At 61.8% G+C, this 14,802-nt stretch carries 16 protein-coding genes and 1 tRNA gene; 7 read left to right on the top strand and 10 right to left on the bottom strand.

Annotated features, from left to right (window positions below):
• Positions 1-39: 39 nt before the first annotated feature.
• Positions 40-1,848 (bottom strand): proline--tRNA ligase, encoded by a 1,809-nt coding sequence (locus OHL11_RS09890; RefSeq protein ID WP_263371349.1) that lies wholly within the window; start codon positions 1,846-1,848, stop codon positions 40-42.
• Between the two features lie 370 nt (positions 1,849-2,218).
• A complete protein-coding gene (locus OHL11_RS09885) occupies positions 2,219-3,229 on the bottom strand; it encodes a KpsF/GutQ family sugar-phosphate isomerase (RefSeq protein WP_263371348.1) in 1,011 nt (336 codons plus the stop codon).
• 102 nt (positions 3,230-3,331) lie between these two features.
• Between OHL11_RS09885 and OHL11_RS09880 the strand changes: the two genes are divergently transcribed.
• From OHL11_RS09880 to OHL11_RS09865, 4 genes are all read left to right on the top strand, one after another.
• Positions 3,332-3,937 carry a TlpA family protein disulfide reductase gene (locus OHL11_RS09880; RefSeq protein WP_263372055.1) on the top strand — a complete coding sequence of 202 codons (606 nt, stop codon included), beginning with the start codon at positions 3,332-3,334 and terminating at the stop codon, positions 3,935-3,937.
• Positions 3,934-4,416, top strand: a complete 483-nt coding sequence (locus tag OHL11_RS09875; RefSeq protein WP_263371347.1) for a protein-disulfide reductase DsbD N-terminal domain-containing protein — start codon at positions 3,934-3,936, stop codon at positions 4,414-4,416. Before OHL11_RS09880 ends, OHL11_RS09875 begins: the two co-directional genes overlap by 4 nt.
• 65 nt (positions 4,417-4,481) lie before the next feature.
• Positions 4,482-4,835 (top strand): ArsR/SmtB family transcription factor, encoded by a 354-nt coding sequence (locus OHL11_RS09870; protein ID WP_263371346.1) that lies wholly within the window; start codon positions 4,482-4,484, stop codon positions 4,833-4,835.
• Positions 4,816-5,325 carry an SRPBCC family protein gene (locus OHL11_RS09865; RefSeq protein WP_263371345.1) on the top strand — a complete coding sequence of 170 codons (510 nt, stop codon included), beginning with the start codon at positions 4,816-4,818 and terminating at the stop codon, positions 5,323-5,325. The genes OHL11_RS09870 and OHL11_RS09865 overlap by 20 nt, the downstream gene beginning before the upstream one ends.
• Positions 5,326-5,399: 74 nt before the next feature.
• Here OHL11_RS09865 and OHL11_RS09860 read toward each other — a convergent pair whose 3' ends face one another.
• The 6 genes from OHL11_RS09860 to ispF form a co-directional block, all read right to left on the bottom strand.
• Positions 5,400-5,777, bottom strand: a complete 378-nt coding sequence (locus OHL11_RS09860; protein ID WP_263371344.1) for a VOC family protein — start codon at positions 5,775-5,777, stop codon at positions 5,400-5,402.
• A gap of 28 nt (positions 5,778-5,805) precedes the next feature.
• On the bottom strand, positions 5,806-7,314 hold the full coding sequence (gltX, locus tag OHL11_RS09855) for a glutamate--tRNA ligase (protein ID WP_263371343.1): 1,509 nt from the start codon (positions 7,312-7,314) through the stop codon (positions 5,806-5,808).
• A gap of 72 nt (positions 7,315-7,386) precedes the next feature.
• The gene (locus tag OHL11_RS09850; protein WP_263371342.1) at positions 7,387-7,803 is read right to left on the bottom strand and encodes a hypothetical protein; all 417 of its coding nucleotides are present in this window, start codon (positions 7,801-7,803) and stop codon (positions 7,387-7,389) included.
• Positions 7,804-7,856: 53 nt separating this feature from the next.
• Positions 7,857-9,350, bottom strand: a complete 1,494-nt coding sequence (locus OHL11_RS09845) for a tetratricopeptide repeat protein (RefSeq protein ID WP_263371341.1) — start codon at positions 9,348-9,350, stop codon at positions 7,857-7,859.
• A 138-nt stretch (positions 9,351-9,488) separates the two neighbouring features.
• On the bottom strand, positions 9,489-10,199 hold the full coding sequence (locus OHL11_RS09840) for a basic secretory family protein (RefSeq protein ID WP_263371340.1): 711 nt from the start codon (positions 10,197-10,199) through the stop codon (positions 9,489-9,491).
• Positions 10,199-10,825 (bottom strand): 2-C-methyl-D-erythritol 2,4-cyclodiphosphate synthase, encoded by a 627-nt coding sequence (gene ispF, locus OHL11_RS09835; RefSeq protein ID WP_263371339.1) that lies wholly within the window; start codon positions 10,823-10,825, stop codon positions 10,199-10,201. The genes OHL11_RS09840 and ispF overlap by 1 nt, the downstream gene beginning before the upstream one ends.
• 123 nt (positions 10,826-10,948) lie before the next feature.
• Here ispF and OHL11_RS09830 point away from each other — a divergent pair, with 123 nt between their 5' ends.
• Positions 10,949-12,133 (top strand): DUF6599 family protein, encoded by a 1,185-nt coding sequence (locus tag OHL11_RS09830; protein ID WP_263371338.1) that lies wholly within the window; start codon positions 10,949-10,951, stop codon positions 12,131-12,133.
• A 276-nt stretch (positions 12,134-12,409) separates the two neighbouring features.
• Here the strand turns inward: OHL11_RS09830 and OHL11_RS09825 are convergent.
• A tRNA-Thr gene (locus tag OHL11_RS09825) sits at positions 12,410-12,485 on the bottom strand.
• 143 nt (positions 12,486-12,628) lie between these two features.
• Here OHL11_RS09825 and OHL11_RS09820 point away from each other — a divergent pair.
• The gene (locus OHL11_RS09820) at positions 12,629-13,057 is read left to right on the top strand and encodes a hypothetical protein (RefSeq protein WP_263371337.1); all 429 of its coding nucleotides are present in this window, start codon (positions 12,629-12,631) and stop codon (positions 13,055-13,057) included.
• Here OHL11_RS09820 and OHL11_RS09815 read toward each other — a convergent pair.
• Positions 13,054-13,656 (bottom strand): phospholipase D-like domain-containing protein, encoded by a 603-nt coding sequence (locus OHL11_RS09815; RefSeq protein ID WP_263371336.1) that lies wholly within the window; start codon positions 13,654-13,656, stop codon positions 13,054-13,056. The two genes, OHL11_RS09820 and OHL11_RS09815, sit on opposite strands and share 4 nt — an antisense overlap.
• 235 nt (positions 13,657-13,891) lie before the next feature.
• Between OHL11_RS09815 and OHL11_RS09810 the strand changes: the two genes are divergently transcribed.
• A complete protein-coding gene (locus OHL11_RS09810; protein WP_263371335.1) occupies positions 13,892-14,797 on the top strand; it encodes a tetratricopeptide repeat protein in 906 nt (301 codons plus the stop codon).
• The last annotated feature ends 5 nt before the right edge of the window (positions 14,798-14,802 follow it).

The following is a 14,802-nucleotide window of genomic DNA, read 5'->3' as shown; positions in this document are numbered from 1 at the left end:
CTCGTCGTACTCGTTTGTCGCGTCTTACGGTTTGGATGCTTACTTCTTGGCCGTCGCCACGAGAGTTTGGACGTATTGCGCCGCACCGTCGATAGCCACGTCCGCCGTGGTTCCCGTCAGGCGATCGACCACCTCCACGAGACCTTCGGCGAGCTTCTTTCCAATGTTGATACGGAAAGGAACGCCGATCAGTTCCGCGTCCTTGAACTTCACGCCCGCGCGCTCGTCGCGGTCGTCGAGCAGCACATCGATGCGCAGGGCATCGAGCTCACTCGCGAGCTTCTCGCCGGCCTCGGCGAGGTCGGCTTCGCGCACGTTGGTGACGGAGACGACGACTTCAAATGGAGCGATGGCTGCGGGCAGTGCATACTGCTCGGTGGCCTTCGGATCATCCTTCGTCTGCTCAGCAAACTTGGCTGCACTCGACTCGATCGCCGCTGTGAGGATGCGTTCGATGCCGATGCCATAGCTGCCCATGATGGGCGTCACTTCCTTGCCGTTGGCGTCGAGCACACGCGCGCCCATCGCCTCGGAGTACTTATAGCCGAGCTTGAAGATGTGGCCGATTTCGACGGCCTTGCCCAGGCGCAGCGGCTGACCGCCGATGGGGTCCAGCTCGCCTTCGTTGATGTTGCGCACGTCGGCGATGACGGTTGGCTTGAAGTCGCGGCCCGGCGTCACGTTGCGGAGGTGGTACTCCTCTTTGTTCGCGCCCGCGATGAGGTTCGTGCGGCCTTCAAGCGAAGCGTCGAGCACGACAAGTACGCCCGGCTTGCGGGGATGGGGCGCCGCTTCGAGGCCGATGGGGCCGAGGTAGCCTGCCGGAGCCTTGAAGACTTCAGCGATCTCTTCGGGCGTCATCGGACGCACTTCGCCGAGCGCAATCGCGCCGAGCTTCGTCTCGTTCAGCGTGTGGTCGCCGCGCAGGAAGGCGACGACGGCGCGCGTCTTGCCGACGGTCTTGATCTGCTTGGCGTCCGACTCAGGATGCTCGACGATGTAGGCCATCGTCTTGATCTGGTGGTGCGGCTGCGTCCTGAGGAAGTTGCCCACCTCTTCGATGGTGCGGAATCCCGGCGTGTGCACTTCTTCCGGAGCCTCAGCCGTTGCAGCGAGGTCTTCGACCGGCGCCAGCTTGGAGGTTGCTTTCTCAAGGTTCGCGGCGTAGCCCGAGGTCGACGACGCGATCAGGTCTTCACCGGCTTCGGTGTAGACCATGAACTCCTGCGACTGCGAGCCGCCCATGGAGCCCGAATCCGCCTCCACGGCCACGAACTCCAGTCCGCAGCGCGTGAAGATGGTGCGGTAGGCCGCATCATGCTTGTCGTAGCTGATATCGAGGCCGGCCTGATCGATGTCGAAGCTGTAAGCGTCCTTCATGGTGAACTGGCGCACACGCAGCAGGCCCGACTTGGGGCGCGGTTCGTCGCGGAACTTCGTCTGGATTTGATACCAGATCTGCGGGAGCTGCTTGTAGCTGCGCAGTTCGTTGCGCGCGATCGAGGTCATAATCTCCTCGTGCGTCATGGCGAGGCAAAGCTCGGCGCCCTTGCGGTCCTTCAGGCGGAACATATTGTCGCCCATGCCTGTCCAGCGGCCGGACTCCTGCCAGACTTCGGCGGGGTTCAGCGCGGGCAGGAAGAACTCCTGCGCGATCTGGTCCATCTCTTCGCGGACGATGGCGATGATCTTGTTGATGGAGCGCTGGCCCAGCGGCAGATAGCTGTAAATGCCCGCTCCCAGTTGGCGCACGTATCCGGCGCGGAGAAGGAGCTTGTGGCTGGCGACTTCCGCGTCAGCCGGAGCTTCGCGGAGCGTAGGGATGAAGAGCTTAGACCAACGTTGCATACAGCGTTGATTGTACTAGGGGCGCGTGGGCGGAAATGCGTCGTGGTTCATGTGTGTCGTGACGCGTTCGCACGTTTCAGGTGGAAGCATTGGAGGCCGGCACGGATGCAAGTGCATGAGGATGGCACGAACGGTAGGGCACGGCTTCAGCCGCGCCATGGATGGCCGATGACGAGGGGCTTTAGCCCCTGAGGTAAGTTCGGCCAATCCTGCCTCAGCGGCTGAAACCGCGTGGCTTGTGTTGGTCCGAGGTCACGGCTAAAGCCGTGACCTACCGTTCGTTGCAACACGGGTTCTCACGGCGTTGATTTCTCGCGGCATTGTTTTTGCGGCGTCGTTTTTTGCGGCGTTGACGGGATGAGGCTTACGGCTACTTCTTCCCCGGGGCCACTTCCCACAGATCATGGAGGTGCACAACACCCATGACCTGCGTCTGCGGAGTGCCGTCTTCGGTCACGACGAGCGCGGTGATCTTGTGCTCTTCAAGCAGCGCGAGGGCGTCTGCGGCCAGCAGATTCGGGGCAATCGTACGCGGCGTCGTATGCATCACGTCCTGCGCCTGCTTGTGGAAGGCGTAGGGGCCGTTGCGTTCGAGCAGGCGGCGCAGGTCGCCGTCACTGAGCACGCCGAGCAGTCGACCGCCTTGCTGCACGGTTGTCATGCCGAGGCGTTTCGCGGACATTTCGTGGATCAACTGCGGCATCGCAGCCGTGGGCGAAACGACGGGCAGTGCATCGCCCTTGTGCATCAGTTGCTGCACGGTGGCGAGCTTGCGACCGAGGCTGCCCGCGGGGTGAAACTCCGCGAAGTCCTGTGGCTGGAAGTTGAGGCGGCGGCTGACGTCGATCGCGAGCGCGTCGCCGAGTGCGAGCATCGTCGTGGTGGAGGCTGTGGGCGCGAGCTGATGATTGCAGGCCTCGCGGTCCACGGAGACATCGAGCACATGGGTGCTTGCCGAGGCGAGCGTGGAGTGCAGCTCGCCGCAGAAGCTGACGATAGTGACGCCGATGCGCTTGGCCGCGGGCAGCAGGCGGAGCACTTCTTCCGTCTCGCCGGAGTAGCTGAGCGCGATCAGTACGTCGCCCTGCATCACACCACCGAGGTCGCCATGAAGCGCTTCGGCGGGGTGCAGGAAGAAGCTCGGGGTGCCAGTGGATGCGAGCGTGGCGGCGATCTTGCGCCCGATCAGGCCGCTTTTGCCGATGCCGGTGACGACGACGCGCCGACCGGTGCGGACGGTGGTGAGCAGCAGGTTCGTCACTCCGACAAACTTGCCGTACATGGGGCCGTCGAGGCGCTTGGCCAGCGCTTCCAGCGCAGCAGCTTCTACGCGGACAAGCGCGGCGGGCGAATCATGCGGAGCGTCAAACGGGTCGAGCATATCGGGTCAAACCCGATGCTAGCAGAGCGTTACACTGAAGAGGCGCGTTGATTTCGTCCGCGCAGAAGGTTTCGAGGTGCAAGAGTGTTACGTCGCGTGGCAATGGTAGTGCTGATGATTGCGGGCTTGGGGCTGATGATCTGGGGCGGTGTGTATAACTACCACGAGCGCCAGCAGAAGATGCAGGCCGCGCGCGAAAGCCAGATCAAGCTGGTGAAGGACGGCGACAGCTCGGCGACGATGACCATGCAGGGCTCGTCTGACTCGCTCGGCAAAGACCTTCGCAACCAGCCTGCACCGGCGTTCAAGCTCGCTACGCTCGAGGGCGGCAAATTCGACTCGGCCTCGCTGAAGGGCCATCCCATGGTCATCAACTTCTGGGCGACATACTGCGGTCCTTGCCGCCTGGAGATGCCGTGGTTCGAGGAGTTCTCGAAGAAGTATGAGGCGAAGGGCCTGAAGGTCGTCGGCATCGACGACGAAGAGGGGGCCAGCAAGGACGACATTCACGCTGCGGTGAAGAAGACCGGCGTCACCTATCCGATCCTGATCGCGGACACGAGCATCGAGAAGGCGTATGGCCTTGGCGACTACCTGCCCAGCACCTATTACGTTGATGCGAACGGCAAGGTGTTGATCCAGACCCCAGGCGCGCCGTCCAAGGACGAAATCGAAGCCAATATTCAAAAGATCATCGGTGGCCAGTGAAGCAGCTTACACTCGCTCTGGTCCTTCTTGCCCCTGCCGCCATGCGCGCGCAGGGGATTTCGTTTGATACTCCTTCTGCCAGCAAGCCTGGCGTGCGTCAGCATGTCGAGCTGCTGAGCGACTCCTACATCGTCGCGGCGAATAAGCCCGACGAGATTGAGCTGCGCTTCCGCATCGACTCCGGTCTGCACATCAACTCGCACGCGCCGAAGGATGAGCTGTTGCTGCCGACGGCGGTGAAACTCGAGTCGCTGCACGTGCTGAACGTGGCGTACCCGGCAGGGAAGCCGTTCAAGCTGAATGTCGGTAAGGGCGAGCTGCTTGATGTCTATGAAGGTGAGTTCCGTGTGCGCGTGAAGCTCGCCGCGCCGAAGGGCACAACGCCGGTGAGCGGTGTATTGCGCTACCAGGCCTGCGACACGGCGAGCTGCTTCCCGCCGAGGACGCTGCCGCTCCGGTTCGTTGTGACCGGGCAGTAGCCCCAGACTCAAATTTCAAACCAGAGAAGATTGCCGTTGACAATCGCGCCTCGATCCACAACTATATGGTTGTGGATGCGCTTGACCTGATTTTCGCTGCTTTGGCTGACCCGACCCGCCGAGCGATGATGGAGCAACTCGCTCGCGGGCCGGCGTCGGTGCACAGCCTGACGGAGCCCTTTGCGATTTCGCAGCAGATGGTTTCCAAGCACATCGCTATATTGGTGCGGGCGCGGATCGTGATCAAGACGAAGCGGGGTCGGGAGAGTATCTGCAGTCTTCGGCCTGAGGCGATCAAATCGGTCAGCGAATGGGCGATCAGCTATCGCCAGTTCTGGGAGCAGAGTTTCGACAAGTTGGCAGGGGTGCTCGATCAGATGAAGAAAGAGGAGGTCCAAGATGGCAGAAAGCAAAGGTAGCGAGAAGGAGCGGATGGTGGTGACGAGAGTTTTCGACGCCCCGCGCGAGCTGGTGTGGAAGGCATGGACAGACCCGAAGTACGTGATGCAGTGGTGGGGGCCGGACGGTTTCACCTGCCCCGTCTGCAAGATGGACTTCCGCGTCGGCGGCAAGGCGCAGTTCTGTATGAAGTCGCCGGACGGGCAGGAGTTCTGGAACGGGATCGACTATATCGAGATCGTCCCGTACGAGAAGATCGTGTCGTCGATGTACTTTGCCGACGCGCAGGGCAACAAGATCGACGCGTCGGCGCTCGGCATCGAGCATGAAGCGATCGAAGACGCCTACGATGTGACGCTCTTTGAAGATCTGGGCGAGGGCAGGACGAAGCTGACCTTCATCGGCAACGAGCCGATGGAGAGCGCGAAGGAAAGCGGTCAGCTCGAGGGCTGGAACCAGATCCTCGACAAGATCGCCGGAGTGGTGGCGGAGCTGAAGGCTTCGGCCTAAGCTGCGGTTGCCGAGAACAAGAAACGCCCTGTTCCGCCACCTGCTGTGGTGGAACAGGGCTTTTCTTTGTTCTATCAGTGCTGCGAGAGCGAGAGCGTGTTGCCGTCCGGGTCTTTGAACCACGCAACCTTGTTGCCGTTGGGCGCGGTCCAGATGCCGCGAGGATCCTGTTCGAAGTTGCTGAAGCGCTCGAAGACGACGCCCTTGGCAGCGAGCGCCTCGACGTCGGCTTCGATGTTCGCGGTCTCCCAGCCGAAGATCGTGTAGCTCGCGGGCGTGAACTCGCCGACGCGCACTACGCGGAGCATCACGCCGTTGGCGCAACGGAAGACGAGCGCGAAAGCGTCATCGGAGACAAACGAAAGCCCCAGCGTCTGTTCGTAGAACGCCAGGGCCTGGTCTGCGTGATTCGTCGGCACGAAGCCGATCGGTGCGTGAGAAGCGAGGCTCATGCGGGTCAGCATAAACCTCGCTCGGGTTTTAGCGACGAACTTTCTTCTGTGCGTCGATGAAGCGGCGCACGCGGTCGAGCGAACGCGCCTTGCCGAAGACGATCAGCGACTCCATCAGCGGTGGCGACTGCGTCGAGCCGGTAAGGATCGCGCGCAGCAGCATGAAGTTTTCCTTCACGCTCCACTGCTGCTCTTCGCCGAGTTGCTTCATCGCGGCCTCGATGGCCGAGGCTTCCCACTCTGCCTTTTCGAGCACGCCGAGCAGTTCGCCGGCGAAGGCAAGCGTCTCTTCGACGGTGCGCTTCTTCGGCAGCCACGTGGTCTCTGCTGGCATCACGTTGTCGGAGAAGAGGAACGAGGTCATGTCGCCGAAGCCGCCGAGGGTCTCGAGTCGGTTCTGCACCAGCGGCGCGATCGCGCGCAGATACTCGTCGGAGAAGACGGTCTTGCGCATCTCGGCGAAGAACTCTTCAGGCGTGAGCTTGCGGATATATTCGCCGTTCAGCCACTTCAGCTTGACGAGGTCGAAGACCGGGCCGCCGAGCGAGATGCGCGAGAAGTCGAAGCGCTCGGTCATCTCGGCGAGCGAGAAGATATCGCCTTCCTTGGTGTTCAAGCCTTTCGAGACGATCTCCTGCTCGGTGGGCTGGGCCATGCCGCCGCCCATCAGGCCGAGGAAGTTTAGCATCGCGTTCGGCAGGTAGCCGGAGTCCTTGTAGTAGTTCAGGCTCACGGGGTTCTTGCGCTTGGAGATCTTTGACTTGTCCACGTTGCGCAGCAGGGGCATGTGCCAGAACTTGGGCATTTCCCAGCCAAAACCCTTGTAGAGCAGCACGTGCTTCGGCGTGGAGGAGATCCACTCTTCGGCGCGGATGACGTCGGTGATGCCCATCAGGTGGTCATCGACCACGTTGGCCAGGTGATAGGTGGGGAAGCCGTCAGACTTCATCAGCACCTGGTCGTCGACGTTGGTGTACTCGAAGGTGATGTCGCCGCGCAGCTCGTCGCGGAAGGTCATCGAGCCTTCGGAGGGCACCTTGAGGCGGATGGTGAAGGGCTTGCCTGCGGCGAGCTCAGCCTGTACTTCTTCGGGGCTCAGGTTGCGCGAGCGGCCGGTGTAGCGCGGGGGCAGCTTCGCTGCGAGTTGCGCTTTGCGCTCGGCTTCGAGCTCTTCGGCGGTCTCGAACGCGCGGTACGCGTGACCGCTCTGCAGCAGCTTGTCGCAGTATTCGCGATAGATTTCGGTGCGCTCGCTCTGGCGATACGGGCCGAACGGACCGCCGACGTCGGGGCCTTCGTTCCACTCGAGGCCGACCCAGTGCAGGGCGTCGAAGATCATCTGCTCGGAGCTTGCGACGAAGCGGGTGCGGTCGGTGTCTTCGATGCGCAGGACAAACTCGCCGCCGCGTTGCTTGGCGAAGAGGTAGTTGAGCAGGCCGATGTAGGCCGTGCCAACGTGCGGGTCGCCGGTGGGCGAGGGGGCGATGCGGACGCGCGTCTTGCGCGCAGAGGATGCGGGAGTTGTCTCAGGAGTCATTTCGTAAATCGTTCCACCCCTGATCTTACTAGGTCTGCAGGCCGCGAACGCGTCGCGACCTGCAGATGACGGCTAGACGCCCGTAGGTTCGTCGTCCGCCGGAGGAATCGACGTGACGACCTGCGGGACCGGATCGCCCGTTGGGGTGGTCGCAGGCGGGTGAGGGGTGGCGTACGGCGAAGGCGGTTGCGGCGGTGCGTAGGCCTGCGGAGGATAGGGAACCGGAGGGTATGGCTGCTGGGGCTGGTAGCCAAACTGCGGTGCCGGGATGATCTTCCAGTGCGAGAACGCGAGCACGTAAAGCATCACCAGGTTCACCAGCGGCAGCACCATCAGAAACGACAGCGCGGGCGCCATGCCGGCCTTCTTGAAGATCTGCCAGAAGGGAATGATGATGATCGCCGCGCCGACCACCCAGAACATCAGGATCATCGGAATGAGGAGGGCGAAGGCGTGTGCCATTTGCTGCTGAGCTTGTTGCGGATCCATCGGTGAAACCTCCAGAGGGCATGCAAGTCGTGTAGTGAGCTGAGGCGACCAGTCTAAGACTTCGGCAGACTCTGCACAAACTGCCAGAACTCCTGATTGCCTTTAAGTTTCAGGATCGAGTCATCTGTCCTCGGGTCCGGAAGAGTTTCTCCGGGGATCACATTGGCGCGGCGATTGAATGCCTGCTTCAGGTGGCTCTGGGCTGCTTTCGCGTCGCCAGCTTCGGCGTCGGCGCAGGCGAGGTTGTAGTAGTAGAGCGGATAGTCAGGGTCTTTCGCGATAGCCGCTTCGTTGATCGCGCGCGAGTGCTTGAGGTCGCCCGCCATGCCGTAGGCCATACTCGCTTGATCGGCGGCGACACGACGCCACTTCAACGGCTCTGGTGTTTGATCGGCGTCCTTGATCGCGTCTTCGTATACAGGAGCCGCGGCTACGTCGGCATGGTGATCGGATAGCACCTTGGCGTAGCGCATCTTGGCGAAGAAGTCTGGCTTTTGATCGGGATGGAAGGTGGCTGAGGTGAAGAGGGACTGATCGCTCTGCAGCATCGTCTCGTTGGCCGCGAAGAGCACCAGGTCCGCACAGAGCTGTCCTTGCGCGATGAAGCCGCGACGCTGATAGGCGAAGGCTCCAGCTTTATCGTCGCGCAGGTCAACCATGGCAATCTCAACGCCCGAGTCGCTCTTGATCGTGGACCTCGAAAGGACCTTCGATTTCATCCCTCCTTTCCCCTCGTGGCGCAGCATCCACTCTCGGCAAGCCTCTGCATTGGGCTGCGCTGGTTCAGGCAGAAACAGGAAGCCGAGGAAGCCTGCGTGGCTTAGCGTCTTGTCCTCAGCGCGAATGCCGAACTCCTTGCCATTCGGCTTCGCGGAGAGTTCGCTAATGACGAAATTCGGCGCGTCCAGATGGAGGTAGCCCGGATGCGATGCCAGGGAGAAGGTGAGCGACTGTCGGCTGTCTTGCCGTGCGGGAACGGGCCCGGCGTCGGCAGCTTCACTTAGACCTTTGTCATACAGTCTTGCCATTGCCGGAGGCAGAAGCTTCGCCATCTGCTGGCGGTCCTCCTCCGTGGCGACGTATTTCGGTTCGAAGCGGAAATTGGAGAGCAGAGCGTCCAGGACCGGCTGATCCGCAACGGTGAAATTAGCGCGAGAGATGTGGATGGTGGCGCAGGTGTGGTCCTCTGCACGGAAGCCAAAGACGTTCTGCTGGTCGACCGGTTTCCCTTCGATTGCATCGATGCGGTAGGAGATCACGGGGATACTGCCGCCATTGTCAAGCGGGTGCGTAGCTGTCTTGCGCGCAGACATCGACCATGTGGAGAGCTTTCCTTTTTCCAGGCCTCTCAACGTGTCTCTGAGACACGCTTCGTCGGTTTCGTAATACGGTGGGTCGTGGTCGAGGATGTAGGAAACCTCGAAGCCGAGCTTTTCATGGTGGAGTTGCACCACTGGACGCTTGCCCTTGTTCGTGAGCGTAGCGTGATCGATCACCCAACCGCCGGAGGTTTCGATGACGATAGCACCCGGAGCGTTAGGTAGCACGAGGCGGAAGTGTTCAGGGGCGGGGGTGCTCTGCGCGGCGCAAGAAAGCGACGCGCTCAACAGGAGCGCAGCAACACAGCGATGGGGGAGCATTTGCGCCAGTGTAGCGCATCACGCAGTTAGCCGAAGGATCGAAGGCTAGTTCGATGCTGTGGCAGTGAGGTTTTGCTTCCACTGCGCGCCGAGGTCATCCGCGGAGTGTCCCGTCAGCTTGATCCAAATCTCTGGCTTGTAGCGACCGTCGCGCATGGCGGCGTTCAACTCCTCGATGACGTTGGAGCCGTACTGCTTCACTAGCCAGTGAAGGAAGTTCGCCGTGGTGCGGTAGCTGTCGTTGTAGTGCACGCTCGCGATGCGCTCCGGCTTGATCGTTGCGCCGTTGGTCTCGGGCTCGACGATGTAGAAGCGGATATAGTCATCCAGGCCCTCAACGAGCCACGATGGATTGTCCGCTGAGCCGTATGCCTGAATGACATGCGTGGCCTCGTGGACCAGCGCGTTTACGTCTTGAGGTCGCTTGCGGAAGTACTCCGCGTTCGCCGTGATGGTGTGGCCCTCGGTATAAGCAGGCACATTCGTCTGCGTCTTGAACTCGACGACGACGGTCTTCGACGCATGGAAGCCGGGCGAGGCGAGCATCGTCGCAATGCGCGGATACCAGCGCTCGATCGCTGGCGCGATCTTCTCCATGCCCCAGTCCGCGAGGTCGGGGGCGTTCGTGAAGTCAAAGGTCAGCGTAGCCTTGCCGTCATCCATGGGAAACGACGGATGCAGGTTCTTATCGCTCGCGTGAGCGGACGAAGCGCAGAGGCACAACGCGAGCGGCAGAGCGAGTGTGAGCGGCTTCATTAGGTGAGGTCGTCGCCGGGATCGAAGGCGGGCACCTTGCGGCCGAGGGCCGAGATGTCGTGCGTGTCGCGGACGAGTTCGCCCACTACGCCGTCGATGTCTGCGTCGAGCGGAGCTTCAGCGTGCAGCGTCAGGTGCTTGTGCTCGTCGGGAATCGTGATCGACTCCAGCAGCACGACGACGTGCGCTACCGCGGTGCCATCCTGCGGAAGACCTTCAGGGGTCTTGCCCTTCAGGCTCACGTCCTTCATGTCGATGCCCAGCAGGTCTGCAACGCGCTCGCGCATCTTCTCGGCGATCGGCACGATCTTGGGGCGGTGCATGATGAGCACGCAGTCCAGGTTCACGATCTTGTAGCCAGCGAGCGCGACTTCCTCGAGCGCCGTCTTCAGGAAGACGGTCGAGTCGGTGCCCTTCCACTTCGGGTCGGTCGGCGGGAAGAACGTGCCGATATCGCCAGCAGAAACTGCGCCGAGCAGAGCGTCGGTAATGGCGTGCAGCAGCAGGTCGCCGTCGGAGTGTCCGGCCAGGCCCTCAGGATGATCGATCTTCAGCCCGCCGATGACGAGCGGAACATCCGCCTTGAAAGCGTGAGAGTCGAAGCCGAGACCAATGCGCATACCCATGCAGGTGATTCTAACCCGATGAGTTGAGGAGTTTCGCGAAGGGAACCGATGCGCGCGAGCGGTGTCTAATAAGGAGGCTCGTGCGGCGTCCTTCGACCGCGTGTAGTCTCGAAGGTGTAGATGATGACGCGACGCAGCCGCACCCTTTTCAGCGCCCTCGGAGCTTTGCTCCTCGGTGCTTCCGCTTCCGCCGCTCTGGCGCAGAACTCCGCGACGCTCGTACCCGCGCACGCCTCTCTGTTGCCGCCCGCCTTCGGTGCGTGGAAGGCCGATGCCAGCGCGCAGGCTCCCACCGCAGAACCGGCGATGTCGCTGGTGAATGCGAACCACGCCGCACTGCAGGAGGCGAATCCGCAGCGCTCGGAGGTGACTAGCTTCGTCGGCCCCGGCGGACGCGTGATGCGCGTCGAAGCGGTTCAGTTCGGGGACTTCTCCGGAGCGTGGAGTGCTTACACGCTCGTTCGCAAGCCGGGCCTCAAGGACGAGAAGTCGCTCGGTGCCTCCGATGCTGTCGGCGAGAACGCGATCCTCTTTCAGCAGGGCGCGACCGTCGTGGTGGCCTATCCGGTAACGCGTGCCGATGTTGAGGCGCTGAAGCCGCTCGCTGGCTCGCTGCCTGCGGTTCGCGGTTCGGCCGCTCAACCGCCGTTGCTGCCAACGTATCTCCCGACGAAGTCGCTGGTGGACGGCAGTGTCCGCTACGCGCTCGGCGCGGCGACTTACTCGGGCGAGGGCGGCGTGCTGCCTTCCGCTGGTCTTGGCTGGGAAAAGAGCGGGGAAGCCGTGACCGCCACTTATAAGGACAAGCGGGGTGAAGAAACGCTGACGCTTTTCTTCTACCCGACGCCGCAGATCGCCACCGCCTCGCTGAAGCATGTGCAGGCTGTTCTGCCTGGGCTTGGCCCGAAGTTCGAGACGGCCAAGGTGAAGCGTGAAGCCCTGCTGGTAGTGTTGGCGAGCGGCACGTTCTCACCAGCAGCGGCGCAGGCGATGATCGATGGCGTCCATATGAAGCAGATCGCCTCGACCGAGCGCGGTAATCCTCCGCCGGAGTTCCACAGCGAGGTGCGCAAGACCGCAAGCCTGCTGGCGAACATCATGATCCTCTCCGGCGTCCTCTGCGCAGCGGCGGTCCTGCTGGGGCTCTTCCTGGGCGGCGGCAGAGCGGCCATTCGCGTGCTACGCGGCAAGCCCGCGGCTGCAGAAGTGGAGTTTTTGAGCCTTCACCTCGATCCGCAGAACGCTCCCGCGAGCTTTGCACAGGAAAAATCCGTCGAGCGGCCAGAAAACCCGGAAGAAACCCGCTAAACCGCCGGAAAAGCGCGCAAGTGATTGAAGTAGAACGGTTTATGATTTCCCTGCGGAATACCTTGACATGCGGGAACACCGACCATACTCTTGCACCAGAGAGTTCTGATGGCTTTGCCTCCGTTGGAACTGCCTCCCATAGATGAAAGAGCCGCCCTGTTGCCGGGCGGCTCTTTTGCGTTTGTGGAAAACGCGGTCGTAATTGAACAGAGAATGTCGCGGGGAAAAATAAAAGCCGCTCTCGCGAGCGGCGGTCATTCAGAAAGCTTGGCGTAATGGAGCCGATGAACGGACTCGAACCGTTGACCTGCTGATTACGAATCAGCTGCTCTACCAACTGAGCTACATCGGCCAACTTCCTTGAGTTCATTCTACGGAAAATTGCGTGGAAAACCAAATCGCGCTGGCGAATAGTTGCGTCGTCGCTCTGATCCCAAGCCGGCGCGACGGTTTATGTTCGGAGAAGGGCATGGTGATGCCGCAAGGGGAGAGTGGATGGCGACGAAGCGTTGGGGCTTGGCGGTGGTGTTGATGATGGCTTCTGCGGGAGTCGCTGCGCAGACGCCGCGCGAAGTGCGTCCCGAAGGGGAGCCGCTGAGCAACACCTTCGTCACTGCGGTGGAGAGCACCGTCGATGCCGTGGACGCGGTCGACCTGGCCGCAGCGCCGGAGCAGCTTACGAGCCAGATGCAGAACGTGGAAACCGTCTACGGCAATCTGAAGGCTATGACGAGCACCGACCGCGAGGAGCGCGCGCTCGCGGAGGTGAACGATCTGCTCTTCGCGCTGCGGGCCTGCCGCATCCAGTCCACCAGCGGAAACGACACTGCGAAATGCCGCACGAGGCTGGGGCAGGAAGAGGCACGCGTCCTCGACGCCATCGGTAAGAAAAAGGTTGAAGGGCGCTGGGTGAATCTGCGCTAGCGGCGCAGATTGTCGAGGCCGACGTTATCGCGTCGCGCCCAGAGCACCTCGAAGTTGCGTTCAAAGCGGCCGACGGCAGCTGTGTCACGAGTGAGCGTCAGGTCATTGTCCTGGCGCTTTTCTCCGGTGGGCGAGAAGTTCGCTGAGCCTGAGCGCAGCAGGCTGCCGTCCACGACGTAGCTCTTCAGGTGCATCAGCGTCTTCGAGCGCTTCACCTCGACCGAGACGTTGGGCGTGGCTGCGAGCGAGCGCAGTACATCGAACTTGCTGAGGTCGTCGGACTCTTCATCCTGCACGCGCTCCTGGGACTTGTCCTCGCGCGCGAGTTCGCCCTGCGTCTGTACCTGGTCCAGATAGATCCTCACCCGCACGCCGCGCTTGCCGGCGTTGATGAGCTCCTGCGCGAGCAGGTGGTCGGTGAGGCTGTAGGCGCAGAGTTCGATGCTGCGTTGCGCAGTGCGGAAGTTCGAGGTGTCGATGGCTTCGAGGTTTTCGGCGGGCGCGTAGTGGCTTTCGAAGCCGCCGTTCACGGCCGGAGTGGAGCGGCAACCGGCCAGCGGAAGCAGAGCAAAGAGCAGCAGCGTCGAGCGAAGTTTCATCGAGCCGAGTCTACGCAACGCATGGGTGGAAAGCCTGTTGGAACGTGCTTTGCTGTTGAAAAGTCAGGATGAACCATCGTTGGTTCGAGTTATCCACGTCTTTTCGCAAAAGCCATGCACGAAACTCTTGAATGCGGCAATAACTACACGCATACTCCATCTCAAGGAATCCAGCTAAGGCGGGTTCGGCTGGAGAGTGTCATTGAGTTCTTGCATCCGAAAGACGAGCGCTGCCGTGAGCCGATATCGCCGTGAAGATGTACTCCGCATTCTCCGTCTGCCGTCGCGGCAGTTGGCATCCTGGGAGCGTGCGGGGCTGGTTTCTGTCGCTGAGCAATATACGTTTGATCACCTGGTGCAGCTCCGCAAGCTGCGCGACCTCGCCAAGACCCGCATTTCGGTAAGGGGTATTCGCGAGTCTGTCGACGCGATGCGCAAGGTGGCGGGCATGGCGAATCCTCTGCTGGAGTCCGTGGCGGTTTCGAACGGCACGCGCGTGGCGTTCCGGCAGGGCGGGGCGCTGGTTGACCCCATGACCGGCCAGCTCGGCTTCGACTTTGATTTCTCGCCGCAGGGCATCTCGATCGTCGATCGCAATGCGTTTGAGGCATTGCCGCATCCCGGCGAGCTGCAGGAGATGTTCCTGCGCGCGGTGCGTCTGGAGGAGCAGCCCGCGACACTTGCAGAAGCGAAGGCGCTCTATAAGGAGATTCTGGCCGCCGACCCGGCGCACGCTGCGGCTGCGATCAACCTCGGCACCATCCATTACAACGAGCGCGATTTCCTCGGCGCAGAGCGCCTGTATCGCCAGGCCACGGAAGCTGACTCGGAGTACGCGCTGGCGTTCTTTGACCTCGGCAACGTGCTGGACGAGATGCAGAAGCTGCCTGAGGCGATCAAGGCTTACGAGCGAGCCCTGGCGCTGGTGCCGCAGTATGCGGACGCGCATTACAACCTTGCGCTGGCATTTGAACGACTGCAGGAGCCGCGCCGCGCACTGAAGCATTGGACGGCGTACGCGCAGCTCGATCCGCAGGGCCCGTGGGCGAGCCATGCACGTTCGCAAGCCAAGCGGATTCTCGGTGGCGAGCGTCTGGCGATCGTGAGCCGCTTCGGAAGATCGCTCGAAGTCGCGAGCTAGGCTAC

The sequence above is a fragment of the Granulicella cerasi genome (assembly GCF_025685575.1).
Classification (GTDB): domain Bacteria; phylum Acidobacteriota; class Terriglobia; order Terriglobales; family Acidobacteriaceae; genus Granulicella; species Granulicella cerasi.
This window is presented reverse-complemented; position numbering and strand designations above follow the sequence as displayed.